The 14,822-nt window shown below is 47.6% G+C and carries 14 protein-coding genes; 1 reads left to right on the top strand and 13 read right to left on the bottom strand.

The annotated features are described in order from the left end of the window. Positions 1-37: 37 nt before the first annotated feature. Positions 38-1,279: an extracellular solute-binding protein gene (locus MHH48_RS11400; protein WP_076320896.1), complete on the bottom strand. Its 1,242-nt coding sequence runs from the start codon at positions 1,277-1,279 to the stop codon at positions 38-40. Positions 1,280-1,562: 283 nt separating this feature from the next. On the opposite strand from MHH48_RS11400, the gene MHH48_RS11395 reads away from it, so the two are divergent. Further along, positions 1,563-2,465, top strand: coding sequence for an ArsR family transcriptional regulator (locus tag MHH48_RS11395; RefSeq protein WP_076320895.1), 903 nt, complete (start codon positions 1,563-1,565; stop codon positions 2,463-2,465). A gap of 245 nt (positions 2,466-2,710) precedes the next feature. On the opposite strand, the gene spo0A is transcribed toward MHH48_RS11395, so the two are convergent. The 12 genes from spo0A to nusB all read right to left on the bottom strand — a co-directional run bounded on the left by spo0A (position 2,711) and on the right by nusB (position 14,777). Continuing rightward, entirely contained in the window at positions 2,711-3,514 is an 804-nt protein-coding gene (gene spo0A, locus MHH48_RS11390) for a sporulation transcription factor Spo0A (RefSeq protein ID WP_076320894.1), read from the bottom strand. Between the two features lie 196 nt (positions 3,515-3,710). After that, a complete protein-coding gene (spoIVB, locus tag MHH48_RS11385; RefSeq protein ID WP_076320893.1) occupies positions 3,711-5,045 on the bottom strand; it encodes a SpoIVB peptidase in 1,335 nt (444 codons plus the stop codon). A 100-nt stretch (positions 5,046-5,145) separates the two neighbouring features. Further along, on the bottom strand, positions 5,146-6,885 hold the full coding sequence (gene recN, locus MHH48_RS11380) for a DNA repair protein RecN (protein ID WP_076320892.1): 1,740 nt from the start codon (positions 6,883-6,885) through the stop codon (positions 5,146-5,148). Between the two features lie 51 nt (positions 6,886-6,936). Next, positions 6,937-7,386, bottom strand: a complete 450-nt coding sequence (argR, locus tag MHH48_RS11375) for a transcriptional regulator ArgR (protein ID WP_076320891.1) — start codon at positions 7,384-7,386, stop codon at positions 6,937-6,939. A gap of 17 nt (positions 7,387-7,403) precedes the next feature. Continuing rightward, a complete protein-coding gene (locus tag MHH48_RS11370; protein WP_076320890.1) occupies positions 7,404-7,895 on the bottom strand; it encodes a hypothetical protein in 492 nt (163 codons plus the stop codon). 68 nt (positions 7,896-7,963) lie between these two features. Further along, a complete protein-coding gene (locus tag MHH48_RS11365) occupies positions 7,964-8,836 on the bottom strand; it encodes a TlyA family RNA methyltransferase (protein WP_076320889.1) in 873 nt (290 codons plus the stop codon). A gap of 20 nt (positions 8,837-8,856) precedes the next feature. Next, positions 8,857-10,767 carry a 1-deoxy-D-xylulose-5-phosphate synthase gene (gene dxs, locus MHH48_RS11360; RefSeq protein ID WP_076320888.1) on the bottom strand — a complete coding sequence of 637 codons (1,911 nt, stop codon included), beginning with the start codon at positions 10,765-10,767 and terminating at the stop codon, positions 8,857-8,859. A gap of 109 nt (positions 10,768-10,876) precedes the next feature. Further along, a complete protein-coding gene (locus tag MHH48_RS11355) occupies positions 10,877-11,752 on the bottom strand; it encodes a polyprenyl synthetase family protein (protein ID WP_179090584.1) in 876 nt (291 codons plus the stop codon). 22 nt (positions 11,753-11,774) lie between these two features. Continuing rightward, positions 11,775-12,035: an exodeoxyribonuclease VII small subunit gene (gene xseB / locus MHH48_RS11350; RefSeq protein WP_076320886.1), complete on the bottom strand. Its 261-nt coding sequence runs from the start codon at positions 12,033-12,035 to the stop codon at positions 11,775-11,777. Next, positions 12,025-13,395 carry an exodeoxyribonuclease VII large subunit gene (xseA, locus tag MHH48_RS11345; protein WP_076320885.1) on the bottom strand — a complete coding sequence of 457 codons (1,371 nt, stop codon included), beginning with the start codon at positions 13,393-13,395 and terminating at the stop codon, positions 12,025-12,027. The genes xseB and xseA overlap by 11 nt, the downstream gene beginning before the upstream one ends. A 1-nt stretch (position 13,396) precedes the next feature. Continuing rightward, positions 13,397-14,257, bottom strand: a complete 861-nt coding sequence (folD, locus tag MHH48_RS11340; RefSeq protein ID WP_076320884.1) for a bifunctional methylenetetrahydrofolate dehydrogenase/methenyltetrahydrofolate cyclohydrolase FolD — start codon at positions 14,255-14,257, stop codon at positions 13,397-13,399. A gap of 61 nt (positions 14,258-14,318) precedes the next feature. Further along, positions 14,319-14,777, bottom strand: a complete 459-nt coding sequence (gene nusB, locus MHH48_RS11335; protein ID WP_076320883.1) for a transcription antitermination factor NusB — start codon at positions 14,775-14,777, stop codon at positions 14,319-14,321. Positions 14,778-14,822 lie beyond the last annotated feature (45 nt).

Raw genomic sequence — 14,822 nt, 5'->3', positions numbered from 1 at the left:
GGACATTTTTCTTTTTTTCAATCTGCTCTGCTGTCATTTACTTTGCGGCACTGCTTCCTTCCGCGATTTTATCCTCTACAAATTTCTGCATCGTCGCCAGGGTTTCGTCGATGTCAACATTGCCCCGTACGATGTCCGCTGCATATGTATCTACAGCCTCCGCTACGTATGGATAGTACTCGTAGGTGTAAATGTACAAGGATTCAATTTCTTTTTCGTTGGAGGTAAAGAATGACTGAATATAGTTATTGTACTCCGGGCTCTCAATGACTTGTTTACTCGCTACGATCTGTCCCGCTTTTGCCCACTCAATCGAGTTTTGGCGGATGAATTCCAGGAACTGACCAATGGCTTGCTCTTTTTCGTCCGTTCTCTTATCGTTCTTCAGCATGGAGAATAAGTGCGAAGAGGCTCGGTTCGTATACTTGTCTGCACTCGTCGAATAAATGTTGGTTACGCCGAAGTCCAATCCATCCACTGTTGCGTGTGCCGTCGAGCTCCATGTGCCGTCTGTGGAAAATAAAACGTTTCCAGCTTGGAACATCAGATAGCCGTCCTCACCAAATGGGGTCATCAAGCCCGCATCCGATACTTTTTTAATCTCCGTAAACGCTTGTTTCATGGCTTCTGTGTTCACGGCCGGCTTGCCGTCTTGTTGAATGTCGCCGCCAAGGTTCTGGATTTGCGCTAACACAACCCAGCCCAAGAGAGCGTCATTGATCACGTAATCGCCTTCATCCAACTTGCCTTGCAGTGACAAAATTTCATCAATGGTCACGACATCATCATCCAGGAAGCTTTCAACATTGTATTTTTTGAGCAAGTTTTTATTGTAATACATCGCATTGCTGTGAATATCAAGCGGTACTGTATATTGGGTGCCCTCTACGTTTCCGGTTGCCCAGGCCTGCGGCAAATAGTTATCCGCTTTCAATTCTGGTTGTGCTTGCATGACTGCCGTCATCGGCTCCAACACACCTTGCTTCACGAAGCTTGGAACGCGATCCGCATGAATAATGGACAAATCAGGAACGCCTTTGCCTGAATTAAGAACAGTTGATATTTTTGTATACATATCCGAGGTAATCACATGTTTCACTTTGTACTCGGGATTGGTGGCGTTGTAATTCTTCACAAGTTGATCCATGTAAGCTCCGTCATCACCCGTCAAAGGCGTCCAAAAGGTAATGGTGTTCTTATCCCCGTTGCCACATCCCCCTAATACCGCTACCGCTAACAATACAAGTATCAGTGAAACCCCCATTTTTTTCTTCAACAAACTCTCCTCCTATTACTAATCATTTGGTTAATCATTCACCTGCCTGGATGATGAAAACGATTAACTTTGGTTCAGTATACACTCGTTTTGAAAACGGTGTCAATAACATAAATACAAATCTTAATCGATAATATTTTATTTAATTAACTTATATGTTAATCATAATATTGAAATTTTGTTGTATTAAATGGTGAGATTTATATGCAGGTTAATAAAGCATGTGGTATGATGCATATTAGTTAATGAATTTTGAATGAAAAAACTTGTTGAAAGAAGTGGTCATATGCAATTGGAAATAGACAAGTCATCGCTTGTGGTTTACGAGGCTTTGGCCAGCGAAGTTCGAATCAAGATTATTCAGCTGCTCTCCAAAAACAAAATGAATATCAAAGATTTGGCCCAAGAACTTCAAATCAGCAGTCCGATTGTGACAAAACATATTAAAAAACTCGAAGATGCAGGCATTATCCGCACAGAAAAAGTACCGGGAAAATCAGGCCAACAGAAAATTTCGATCCTGAAGGTGGATCATATCGAAATCAACTTCCCCAAAAAAATCTTTCATTCCTTTGCTTCATATGAGGCTTCCGTGCCGATCGGACATTACACGGACTATGACTTGAAGCCTACCTGCGGCCTTGCGACTGAGAAGGAATTTATCGGGCGGGTAGACGAACCCAAATACTTCATGGATCCCAAGCGAGTGGATGCAGAAATCCTGTGGTTTACCGAGGGCTTTATCCAATACAACATCGCTAACTTCCTTCAAAAGGATGAAAAGCTGCAGCAGTTCGAAATCAGTTTAGAGATTTCCTCAGAATTTCCTTTTTCCAATGATGTCTGGCCTTCCGACATTACCTTCTCCTTAAACGGGGTCGAACTTGGCACCTGGACAAGCCCGGGGGATTTTGCAGATACGCGGGGGAAATATACGCCTGCATGGTGGCCGCACAACATCAACCAATATGGACTGCTAAAGACGATACGAATTACGAGCCACGGTACGTATATCGATGGAGACCCGCTCTCTGCTGTATCTGTAGATGATTTGGATGCAACCTGTGATCGCTGGACCTTCCGAATTGAAGTGAAGGAAGATGCAAGACACGTTGGAGGCGCCACCTTATTCGGGAAGAAGTTCGGAAACCACGAGCAGGATATCCAGTTCAAAATGTATTATCTGTGAGGCCAATCGAAGGTACGTAACATCGAAGGACGTTTACCGGGTAAAGTTACCGAAATGAAAACAAACCAGCCGGATTAACGGCTGGTTTGTTTTTGTTATTGAAAGTCTATGACCAAACAATAAAATCACTCCTTCACAGATTACGACATCGCAACCAATAAAGGAGTGATTTCAATGTTCCGCGCAGGTAGACATTTAGGGCAACCACTTACATTACCCTAAATCCCTTCCTCATCTTTACCCTTTCAAGACACCTTATGCTCAATTCTCAGCTTATCAGCGACCATCGCGATAAACTCGCTGTTGGTTGGCTTGGATTTGCTGATGTTGATGGTGTAGCCGAACAGATGGCTAATGGAATCGATGTTTCCGCGAGTCCAGGCTACTTCGATAGCATGACGGATTGCACGTTCCACACGAGAAGGCGTTGTTTTGAATTTCTCTGCGATCGCTGGATACAAAGTCTTGGTGATCGCCCCAAGAATTTCGATATTGTTGTATACCATGGTAATGGCTTCACGCAAATATTGGTAGCCCTTGATATGAGCAGGAACACCTATTTCATGGATAATCGAAGTGATATTCGCGTCCAAATTTTTGCCTTTGCCCATAGGAACCACATTGGATTTCATACTTGTAAATGACGCGCCTGAAGAAATGCTGCTGGACGAGCCAACAAGTTGACGAATGCGGCTGGCGAGCACCTCCATATCAAACGGTTTCAAAATATAATAGGAAGCACCTAATTGTACAGCTCGCTGCGTAATATTTTCCTGACCAAATGCCGTAAGCATAATGACTTTCGGCTGCGGAGACAAATTCATATCGCGTAATCGTTCAAGTACGCCAAGGCCGTCCAAATGAGGCATAATAATGTCAAGGATCAGCACATCCGGTACTTTTCCCGTTTCCTCAATCATACTCAGTACTTCTTCGCCATTATAAGCGATTCCGGATACCACCATATCTTGTTGATCCGAAATGTATTCACCAAGCAGGTTTGTAAACTCACGGTTGTCGTCTGCCAATAATACTTCGATCTTTTGCAATTCGTGCTCCTCCTTTATCAGATCAGTTGTTGTTTTAGAATATTTTTCTTGTGTATAAAGTTTTCGACATAGTGATTTAAATTCCTTCTGTCGAAAATTATTTTTCTTTATTTTTTTTTGAAGTTGATTTATAATTAAATATTTTGTTTCAAATTAATCTCTATTTCGTTATTTTACGACAAAAAATCTCAAGGCATTAACCCGCCTTAAGATTTTGAGGAGATGATTCTGTAGATTGTAGTACGCCGGAGTCCTGAAGCATCCATTCAATAAAGCATCCATACCCCGATTTAGGATCATTTACAAAAACGTGCGTAACCGCTCCAATCAGCTTGCCATCTTGAACGATTGGACTACCGCTCATGCCTTGTACAATCCCGCCTGTCTTCTTAAGCAGTCTTGGATCGGTAATACGGAGTACAAGCCCTTTCGTTGCGGGAGCATCCTGTTTAGATACATGAACGATATCCACTGTAAATCGCTCAACCTCTTGTCCTTCAACGACCGTTAAAATCTCTGCCGGTCCTTCCTTGACCTCATGAGATAAGGCTATCGGAATTGGCTCCTGATACAAACCATGCTCAGGAAGATTATTCATTTTACCGAAGATGCCAAAATGGGTATTGCGCTCAACATTGCCCAAAATCTTGCCGTCTTTCGTGAAGGTTGCCCGTTTTTCTCCCGGCTCGCCTTCTTCACTTCGGCTAATGGATGTAACGTTGGACTGAACAATTTGGCCGCTTCCAACATCAATGGGTGTTTGAGTATTCATATCGGTAATGACATGGCCCAAAGCCCCGTAGACTTTCTGGTGAGGTGCGTAGAAAGTTAAAGTGCCTACACCTGCTGCAGAATCACGGATATACAGACCAAGGCGCCAGCTTTGATCTTCTTGATCATATGCCGGGCTCAGCTTGGTTGTCATTTCTTTGCCGCCCCGCTTGAAGGAGATATCCAATGGCTTATTGGCTTTACCGGCCTTCTCGACGATATCAGCAACCTTTGTTACATCATTAAGCGGCTTTCCATCCATCGTGGTCAGCAGATCGCCAACCTTCAGGCCGGCCGCTTCTCCAGGGGACACTTTAGCACCGTTTTGAACGCGTACCAGATGATGTCCAACGACCAGTATACCGGAGGATTTCACTTTGACGCCGATGGTCTGACCTCCAGGAATCACCTTGAGCTCGGGGATCACCTTCACATGAACTGTCTTCAGAGGAATTTTACCAAATAATTTCAGGGTAACTTCGGCATTTCCGCTTTGCTGGGGATTCAGCTGAAGTGGATGCTTTAGCGATACTTGAAGTTTTGACTCGCGGGAGCCGTTGAGCTGCAGGACATCCGGGCGATCAACTGAAGCGAGGGCTTGAACAGGCATGGCAACATCAAGACGGGACTGCTGACCGGAAATCAATCTCAGCTCATTAGGCAATGAAGCAAAAGACTGGACAGGATCAGCAGTTCCAATGAAACAAAGAAGGAAAGCAAGAACGAAACCGAGCAGTTTTCTCCTGAGGTTGGGCTTCAATGGCTGTCACGCTCCCTTTTTCTTCTTTCGCTTGACGAAAAGGTGGTCGCCAATTGCGTACCTTTAAGTTACCCTGCCCTTATGGATTTATTACTGTCAATCATTGACCCAGAGCCTTTCTGGAAGCCTTTTGCGCTGCCGCCAGATTGAGCATTTCTTGGGCATGATGAAGTGTTTTTTCGGTGATCTCGACTCCGCCAAGCATCCGTGCAAGCTCTTTTACACGCCCCTCTTCATTCAGGTTTTCTACTTGCGTCATCGTTCTGGAGGCTTCCAGCTTCTTCTCGATTAAATACTGATGATCTGCCATGCATGCAACCTGCGGCAAATGCGTAATGGAGAACACCTGACAGGTTTTGGCCAGCAAAAACAGCTTCTCCGCAATCGATTGGGCAGCCCTTCCACTGACACCTGTGTCGACTTCATCAAAGATTAAGACCGGTATTTGATCATGACGGGCAAATATACTCTTCATCGCCAGCATAATTCTGGACATTTCTCCACCCGAAGCAATTTTGGCAAGCGGACGCAGAGGCTCACCCGGATTGGCGGATATGAGGAATTCTGCCGTATCCATACCCTGTCTGGTCAACCTTACTTTATGTCCTTCATATTCGTAACCGTTAGGATCCAGCTGTAGTTCCATACGAACCTCAAGGGAGGTGCGCTCCATTTGCAGATCCTTCAGTTCTCCCTCCACTTGCCGTGCTAAATCTTGCGCACACTGCTTGCGGGCAATACTAAGCTCTTTAGCACTAACCAACAGCACGCTTAACAACTCGTCACGACGCTGTTCCAATGCTTGGATAAATTCGTCCTTATTCTCCAGCATATCGGTTTCCTGCTGAATTCTCACGTAGTATTCCAAAATTTGCTCAACATTATCCCCATATTTTCGGCGCAATCCGGAGATCATATCTAAACGAAGCTCAATGTCGTTCAGACGTTCCGGATTAAATTCAATGCTGTCGCGGTAATCCCTTAGCTGGAAAACGGCATCCTCCAGCTGATAATAAGCGGATTGCAGTTGCTCAACAAGCGGCTTTAAACCCTTCTCATCGTAACCTGACACATCCTCCAATTTGGATAGGGCACGGCTGACGGATTCCAATCCCGAGGATCCGTACAATAGGTCGTATGCTCCGGCAACGGAATCCATCATCTTTTCGCTGTGGGACAGCTTGGTTCTTTCCTCGGACAATTCCTCATCCTCACCGGATTTTAGCTCCGCCGCTGCAATCTCCTCCAGCTGGAACCGATACATATCGAGCATTTGATACGCCTTCTGGCTGGTCTCCTGCAGGTCCTTGAGCTCTCGCTCCACTTTGCTGAATTCCCCGTACAATTCTTGATATTTCCGCTTGACAGGCCCTAAGACCTTATCTCCGTACGTATCCAGAAGGCTCATATGCTGCTCTGAACGGAGCAAGCTTTGATGTTCATGCTGACCATGGATATTTATGAGCTTTTCTCCAACCTCACGCAGCATGCTTAAATTCAGCAGCTGGCCGTTAATACGGGAGGTGCTTTTTCCTTGAGCTGTCAGTTCTCTCCGTATCAACAAATGCTCTTCTGGATCCGCTTCAACACCCAGCTTCTTCAGCGTATCCCAGACGGGATGCCCTGCAGGCAACTCGAATAAAGCCTCAATCTCTGCTTTGTCGCAGCCGTAGCGAATTAGTTCAGCCGAGCCGCGGCCGCCGGCAATTAATCCCAGCGCATCGATTATGATGGACTTACCAGCTCCGGTCTCCCCTGTCAGAACGTGAAATCCCGGATAAAAATGCACATCCACGCTTTCTACAACCGCCAGATTCCGAATGGATAGCGTGTTTAACATGTTTCCCACCTCCGCTACTGCTTAAAAACTGCCAATGAGTCACAACATTGATTACGAAATGAAATTTTTAATTTGGGCAACCACATGTTCTCCGTCATCTTCCGTTCGGCAAATCAGCAATATCGTGTCATCGCCGCATATGGTCCCCATGATCTGGGTCCATTCCATATTATCGAGCAGCACGGCTACGGAATTGGCTGTTCCAGGCAAGCACTTCATGACGACAAGATTACCGGTACGGTCAATGTAAACAAAATTATCGATAAGCGCTCTTTTGAGCTTCTGTACAGGGTTGTAACGCTGATCTGTCGGCATAGAGTATTTATATCGCCCATCATCCGTAGGCACCTTGATGAGCAGCAGTTCTTTGATATCACGTGAAATTGTAGCTTGAGTAACCTGAAAACCTTCCGCACGCAATGCGTCTACAAGCTCATCCTGTGTCTCAATATCCTGGTGGGTAATAATATCCCTGATTTTAATATGGCGTTGTCCCTTCATAAAGAGCCTCCTGAGTATTAACTGTTGTAATCATCTTGACCAATCCATTCTTCGTCCGACCAATCCATGCTTAAACGGTGAATCGACTTCTCGTTTACATCAATATAGAGCAGACCGGCACATTCGGGATACAGCAGCAAAAAAGGCATCAACCGATCGCGAATGCCGGCCCCCGTCCAATCGACCGGCATCCGTTCCCGTGCCAGCTTGACCATGTACAGCTCGCCACTGTCATCGGATGCAACGTAATCTATAAACAACCGACTCAAAATGGGTCTCTGACCCGTTTCAAACGATAAGTTTATTTTTACTTTACCCCCAACCACATCATATCCTTCTTGTTCGAGCATCCCAATGGCTGGGTGATCTGGAATGTGTTCATTGATCGGGATGCCCGGCAGTCGATCCGGTGATGGCGACATCAGCCAACGATTCAGCCTATAACCGATAAGCAAGGCAACGACGACACCAAGCAATATCATTAATAACCAATCATAACGCTCATTCATCCTCTCACCTCGAATTTTGTATTCGCGGATGAGAACATCAATTCCTCTTTTTCAGCAAAAGAAACCCATCATTTCGATGAGTTTCCTGTGAATGTATGAGCCGCTTGTGTTACGACGGTATCAATCCATTGACTCAAATGGACAGATTCTTGTCCATCTCCCTGAGTCGGTTCTTCCGAGCTTTCAGAAACCTCCGGCTCTAATCGCCAGTGGGCCAGGAATTCTATATTGCCTTCCCCTCCCGTAATCGGAGAGAACGTAAGATTCTTTAATTTGAACCCAATTTCATCTGCAAAAGTCAGCACTTGCGTTAGGACTTCCCTGTGAACCTTCGGATCCCGAACCACGCCGGACTTACCAACCTTCTCCCGACCTGCCTCAAATTGAGGTTTGATCAGAGCAGCCACATCTCCCGGTTTACCCAGGAGCATCTTCAGAGGCGGCAAAATAATGCGAAGGGATATAAACGAAACGTCAATGCTGGCAAAATCCGGCTGAGGTCCATTCAGGTCGTCCGGCGTCATATAGCGAAAATTGGTTCGCTCCATGACACAAACGCGTTCATCGTTACGAAGCGACCAATCCAACTGGTTATAACCGACGTCGATTGCGTACACATAACTTGCTCCGTGCTGGAGCGCGCAATCCGTAAAGCCGCCAGTCGAAGAGCCGATATCCAGCATCGTACGCCCCTTCATATCGATATCGAATGAACGAATCGCCTTCTCAAGCTTTAATCCGCCACGGCTGACATAGGGATGAACCGAGCCTTTGACTTTCAGTTCGGACGTCCTTGGAATTTTCATGCCGGCTTTCTCGATCCGCTCGGTTCCGGCATAGACCAGACCCGCCATAATCGCGGCTTTGGCTTTTTCGCGACTCTCATAATATCCCTGCTCCACGAGCAGGACATCAATTCGTTCTTTCTGAGATGAATCCATATTATACTCCCGATGGTTTACTAAGACATAAAACTTCTCTTGCCAAGTACGGCTGTCCGAGCATTCTTCAAGCTCCGGATCTCCTGACAAACCGAATCCAATGTCAGCCCTACTTCTTCACGCTGCTGCGGTATGCTTCCATGCTCGATAAACCGGTCTTCGATCCCCATTAAAGATACAACCGCATCATGGATTCCCTGTTCCGCAAAAAACTCTAAAACCGCGCTGCCCATACTACCCGCTTGCGAAGCTTCCTCCAGAACCAGCATGGACGTGCCCGTCTCGGCCAGATTCCGCAGCATACCTCCATCCAGCGGTTTAAGGAAACGGGCGTTTACGACTTGTACGGTAATTCCTTCCCGTTTGAGCTGCTCCGCCGCTTCTTCAGCCAATTGAACCATAGGACCCGCTGCCAGAATGGCGTATCCTTCGCCAGGACGAACGACTTCCCAAGTTCCGATAGGAATCGGTACCAGTTCGGTGTCCATTGGAACGCCGCGCACATTGTTCCGAGGGTAACGGTATGCGATAGGTCCCTCATTATAATCGAGTGCTGTTTTCATCATATGACGAAGCTCGTTCTCGTCTTTTGGCATCATAATGACGATATTCGGGATATGACGCATGAAGGCTACGTCGTATACCCCTTGATGAGTCTCGCCATCTGCACCGACAAAGCCGGCACGGTCAATTGCAAACATCACGTTGGCGTTATGGCGGCAAATATCATGCACGATTTGGTCGTACGCACGCTGCATAAACGTGGAATACACCGCAAATACAGGCTTCATGCCTTCCATTGCCAATGCTGCGCACAATGTTGCAGCGTGTTGCTCGGCAATCCCCACATCGATCATACGGTCAGGGAATTTCTTGCTGAACGGGATCAAACCGGAACCGCCCGGCATCGCTGGCGTAACGGCCACGATTCGTTTGTCCTGTTCCCCTAGCTCAACCAGAGTCTGTCCGAACACTTCCGTGTACATTGGATTGCCCACAGTTTTAAGCATTTGACCAGATTCGATCTTGTAAGGAGTAGAAACACCATGCCATTTATGAGAATCCGATTCCGCAGGCCGGTATCCCTTGCCTTTGGTTGTGACGGCATGAATCAGAACGGGTCCGTCCACATTGTCGGCCTGCTTTAACGTATCGATCAGTTTGTTTAGATCATGTCCGTCTACAGGACCCAGATAGGTAAGTCCGAGTTCCTCGAATAAAACGCCGGGAACCATCATATATTTAAGGCTGTCCTTCATCTTCTCTGCCGTTTTGGCGAGTTTGCCGCCGATGGCAGGAATTTTCTTCAGGAGCATTTCCACTTCGTCCTTGGCACGAAGATAATAACGATCGGAACGGATCTTGCTTAGGTAATTGTGCATGGCACCCACATTCGGTGCAATCGACATTTCATTGTCATTCAGGATGACCATCAGCTTTTTCTGCTCGTGGCCAATATGGTTGAGCGCTTCAAACGCCATGCCGCCGGTAAGGGCACCGTCACCGATCATGGCAATAACCCGGTTGTTGTCACCTTTCAGATCACGCGCCATCGCCATACCCATTGCAGCAGACAGCGAGGTGCTGCTGTGTCCGGCTTCCCAGACATCATGCTCGCTTTCGGAACGCTTTACAAAGCCGCACAAGCCTTTGTATTTACGGAGCGTATCGAATTTATCCATCCGTCCGGTCAAGATCTTGTGTACATAGGCTTGATGGCCCACGTCAAAAATCATCTTGTCACGAGGGCTGTCAAAGCAATAGTGCAAGGCCAGCGTGAGTTCAACCACTCCCAGATTCGGTGCAAGATGGCCACCGGTAACGGACAGCTTTTCGATTAGAAAATGACGGATTTGTCCTGCTAAATCCTCGAGTTCGTCCACCGATAGATGTTTAAGTTGTTCGGGATGCTTGATATTTGGAAGAAGCACGAAGAATCTCCCCGCTTTCCTTGATTAAGTTTACGTTTCTTTAGCTGATATGAATTCAGCCATTAACAGACATTATATCACAAAAAAACCGTTTGCATGTAAAGCGTGCTTAGTGGTCCCGCGCCATCAAGAAATCGGCAATCTCCAGCAATCTGGAGGGATCATTGAAATTCCCTTCTGAAATGACCCGCTTCGCTTCTGCTGTCAGGCGCTCAACTTCACGCCTGGATGCGTCCAAACCGATGAAGTACGGATACGTTACTTTCTCCTGTTTCACATCGCTTTGCACCGGCTTCCCAAGCTTGGACTCATCCCCGACCAGATCCAGGATATCATCTTGAATCTGAAAAGCAAGGCCGATATGATGCCCAAAGGTTCGCAAGGATTCAATCTGGGACTCCGAACACCCGGCAAGATGCCCGCCTGCCATCAGCGAGAACATGATCAGATCACTCGTCTTGTGCAGGTGGATATACTCAAGCTGCTCTAGCGTCGTTATCCCTTGTTCACCCTCCATATCGGCAACCTGCCCGCCTACCATTCCCCGCGGACCTGCATACTCTGCAAGATCCTCCACAATCGACAGCACACGCTCAGCCGGAATTCCATGCTTTCTGGAAGCCTGGATTACGCTGTAAAAAGCATGTGTCAGCAAGGCATCACCAGCCAAAATAGCGCTTGCTTCGCCAAAAACCTTATGATTTGTTGGCTTGCCGCGGCGATAATCATCATCATCCATCGCTGGCAGATCATCATGTATAAGGGAATATGTATGGACCATCTCAACGGCGCAAGCGACCGGAAGGGCTGCGTCACGGTTGCCGCCTCCCGCCTCGCATGCAGCAATGACAAGCAGCGGACGCATTCGCTTTCCGCCTGCCATTAATGAATACGACATGGACTGGCGAAGGGTTTCAGGAACTTTCCAACCCGGCGGAAAAAGATTGGTAAGCTCGCTATCCAGTCTGTCCCAAATATCATTCATATATTGATGAATCGGAAGTCTGTTATTCACCTAGTTCACCTGTCTCATCAAGCGATCCACCAAAAGGCTTACGCTTCAGTTCTCCGCCTTCTTCTACGATCATTTCGATTTTTTGCTCCACCTGCTCCAGCTTTTTGCTGCACATCTGCGACAGCTTCATGCCCTGTTGAAACAAATCGATGGCTTTTTCCAGCGGCACGTCTCCATCTTCCAATTGCTCTACAATCGTCTCGAGCTGAGCCATCGCTTCTTCAAAACTGATCTCCAATGTTTCATTCGCCATTCTCTTCATCCTCCTTCATTCCCCACACTTGACACTGCAGTTGTCCATCGCTGACCCTCACGTTAACCAAATCGCCTAACTGAACATCTTCGATGGATTTGACAAGCTTTTGCTCTTGCTCGTCATACACGAGACTATATCCTCTGGACATAATTTTCAGCGGACTGAGCGCATCGAGATGCCGCATTTCGGTTTGCAGCTGCGACATCTTGGATTTCATGATCGACTGCATCGTGTTCATTAACTGCCGGCTCACCTGATCTTTTCTTCTCGCCGCGAACTCCGCTTGGGTTCGCGGATTATACCGGATTAATCCCTGATGCAGTGATTTTTGCCGTTGGCGGACCAGGGACAGCTGGGATTTCAGGTTGCCCTGCAGCCGCTGGGACAGCATGTCCAACCGTTCGGCATGCTGCAGCATATACCGGCGAGGATGAACCAGAACCGGGGAACGCTGGAGCGAAACTAAACGGTCACGACTTCGCTTAAGACGCTGCTGAAGTCCCTGGTTTAGCTGGCGCTGTCTTTGTACAAGCTGTCCCCTCAGTTCCGCACTGCTCGGTACCGCGAGTTCCGCGGCGGCCGTTGGCGTAGCGGCTCGTAAATCCGCTACAAAATCGGCGATCGTAAAATCGGTTTCGTGTCCAACGGCGGAAATAACAGGAATATTGGATTGATAAATAGCTCTTGCAACGATCTCCTCATTAAATGCCCACAGTTCTTCGAGTGATCCGCCGCCGCGCCCAACGATGAGGACATCGGCCTCAGCCATGTCATTCATCGTTCGAATAGCCTTCACGATTGAAGGAGCAGCCCCTTTGCCTTGAACCAGCACCGGATACAATATCGCTCTTGCCTGAGGGTACCGTCTCCGGATCGTAATCATAATATCCCGAACAGCGGCACCCGTCGGCGAGGTAATAACACCAATCGTCTTAGGATAACGCGGCAAAGGCCGCTTGCGCTCGGCTGCAAACAAACCCTCTTCCTCAAGCTTCGACTTCAGCTGTTCATAAGCAAGGTACAAACTGCCGATCCCGTCAGGCTGCATTTGAACCGCATAGAATTGGTACTGACCATCCCGTTCATATACCGACACATTACCCCTGGCAATAACGCGAGAGCCTTCCTTCGGTATAAAAGGGAGCCTCTGGTTATGAGTCGCAAACATGATCGCACGAATCCGGCTGCCTTCATCCTTTAAGGTAAAGTACATATGTCCGCTGGAATGATGGGTGAAATTCGAAATTTCACCGCGGATCCATACGTCGGAGAGCCTGGAGTCGCCTTCCATTTTCATGCGGATATAACGGTTTAAATCTTTAACGGATAATACTCGTCCTGGATCTGCCGACTTCATATCAGTTCAACCCATTCAGCCTTTTGGCGGCTATCAAGGTATTCTGCATGAGCATCGTAATGGTCATGGGTCCCACCCCTCCGGGAACCGGAGTAATCGGACCTGACACTTCCTTCACGCTCTCAAAGTCAACGTCCCCGGCAAGCTTTCCGTTCTCCAAACGGTTCATGCCGACATCGATCACGACCGCGCCAGGCTTCACGTAACTGGCATCAATCATATTCGCTCTGCCGATCGCAACGACCAGGATATCCGCTTGACGAGCGATTTCAGCCATATTCCCCGTTCTGGAGTGACACATCGTAACGGTGGCGTTCTCGCGCTGGAGGAGAAGGGATACCGGTTTGCCAACGATATTGGATCTCCCGATTACAACAGCATGCTTGCCTGCAATCTCAATGCCTGTCCGCTTGATCATTTCAATCACGCCGGCAGGTGTGCACGGCAGCAGACTGTCGTCGCCTATCACGAGGTTACCCACATTAACCGGATGGAAACCGTCAACGTCCTTTTCCACTGCAATCGCATCGATGACGGCCTTCTCATGGATGTGTTTGGGCAAAGGGAGCTGGACCAAAATTCCGTGAATGGATTCCTGGGCGTTGAGCTTGTCCACGAGCGCCAGCACTTCTTCCTGGCTGGATTCCGCGGAAAGACGATGCACCTCGGAATAAAAACCCAGATCCTGACATGCTTTCTCCTTGTTACGAACGTAAACATGCGAAGCCGGATCATCCCCTACAAGTACAACAGCCAAACCAGGACGTACATTCTGCTTGGACAATTGTTCTACTTCTAACGCAATCCCCTTGCGAATTTCTTCAGAAATCTGTTTTCCGCTAATTATCGTTGCTGCTGTCATCCTAATCTCTCCTCCAATATGATGGAATGATATCGTTTCAAGCTTAGCTTAAGCGTACAGATTAAGACTGACGCAGCTTCGCCTTGACTTGATCCAGCTCCTGAATCATCCGGCCCAGTACCCCGTTGACGAATTTCCCTGACTCCTCGGTTCCGAAATGCTTGGACAACTCAATCGCTTCATTAACAGCTACCTTGCCAGGCACATCTTCACGGGATGTCAGTTCATATACAGCCAAACGCAGGATTTGACGATCCACACGGGAAAGACGGCTTACCTGCCAGCCTTTTAAATAATGAGCGAGCAGTTCATCAATTGAATCCTTGGATTCCCAGGTTCCATTAACCAATTGCAGCACATACTCCTTCACTTGAACTTCGTCGCCGATGACCCGCTCGGTCTCATTTTCTTCGGCCGCTTCCGAGAGCAGCATCGACACGGCTTCCACACTGTCGACTTCGTTCATCTCCATCTGGTAAAGGCTTTGAACGACAATCTCTCTTACTACACGTCTTTTCATTTTGTTCCTCCTGTGGACCCTGCTGAATCCATTTTTCTAATTAGT

Source organism: Paenibacillus sp. FSL F4-0100, from assembly GCF_037993005.1.
Lineage (GTDB): Bacteria > Bacillota > Bacilli > Paenibacillales > Paenibacillaceae > Paenibacillus_AQ.
This window is presented reverse-complemented; position numbering and strand designations above follow the sequence as displayed.

What these genes read in the sequence shown, in the direction of transcription:
- xseB (WP_076320886.1), bottom strand. Translation starts at nt 12,035, where the DNA reads ATGGCGAATGAAACATTGGAGATCAGTTTTGAAGAAGCGATGGCTCAG.
- xseA (WP_076320885.1), bottom strand. Translation starts at nt 13,395, where the DNA reads ATGAAGTCGGCAGATCCAGGACGAGTATTATCCGTTAAAGATTTAAAC.
- folD (WP_076320884.1), bottom strand. Translation starts at nt 14,257, where the DNA reads ATGACAGCAGCAACGATAATTAGCGGAAAACAGATTTCTGAAGAAATT.
- MHH48_RS11365 (WP_076320889.1), bottom strand. Translation starts at nt 8,836, where the DNA reads ATGGATTCATCTCAGAAAGAACGAATTGATGTCCTGCTCGTGGAGCAG.
- MHH48_RS11370 (WP_076320890.1), bottom strand. Translation starts at nt 7,895, where the DNA reads ATGAATGAGCGTTATGATTGGTTATTAATGATATTGCTTGGTGTCGTC.
- argR (WP_076320891.1), bottom strand. Translation starts at nt 7,386, where the DNA reads ATGAAGGGACAACGCCATATTAAAATCAGGGATATTATTACCCACCAG.
- MHH48_RS11395 (WP_076320895.1), top strand. Translation starts at nt 1,563, where the DNA reads ATGCAATTGGAAATAGACAAGTCATCGCTTGTGGTTTACGAGGCTTTG.
- nusB (WP_076320883.1), bottom strand. Translation starts at nt 14,777, where the DNA reads ATGAAAAGACGTGTAGTAAGAGAGATTGTCGTTCAAAGCCTTTACCAG.
- MHH48_RS11355 (WP_179090584.1), bottom strand. Translation starts at nt 11,752, where the DNA reads ATGAATGATATTTGGGACAGACTGGATAGCGAGCTTACCAATCTTTTT.
- recN (WP_076320892.1), bottom strand. Translation starts at nt 6,885, where the DNA reads ATGTTAAACACGCTATCCATTCGGAATCTGGCGGTTGTAGAAAGCGTG.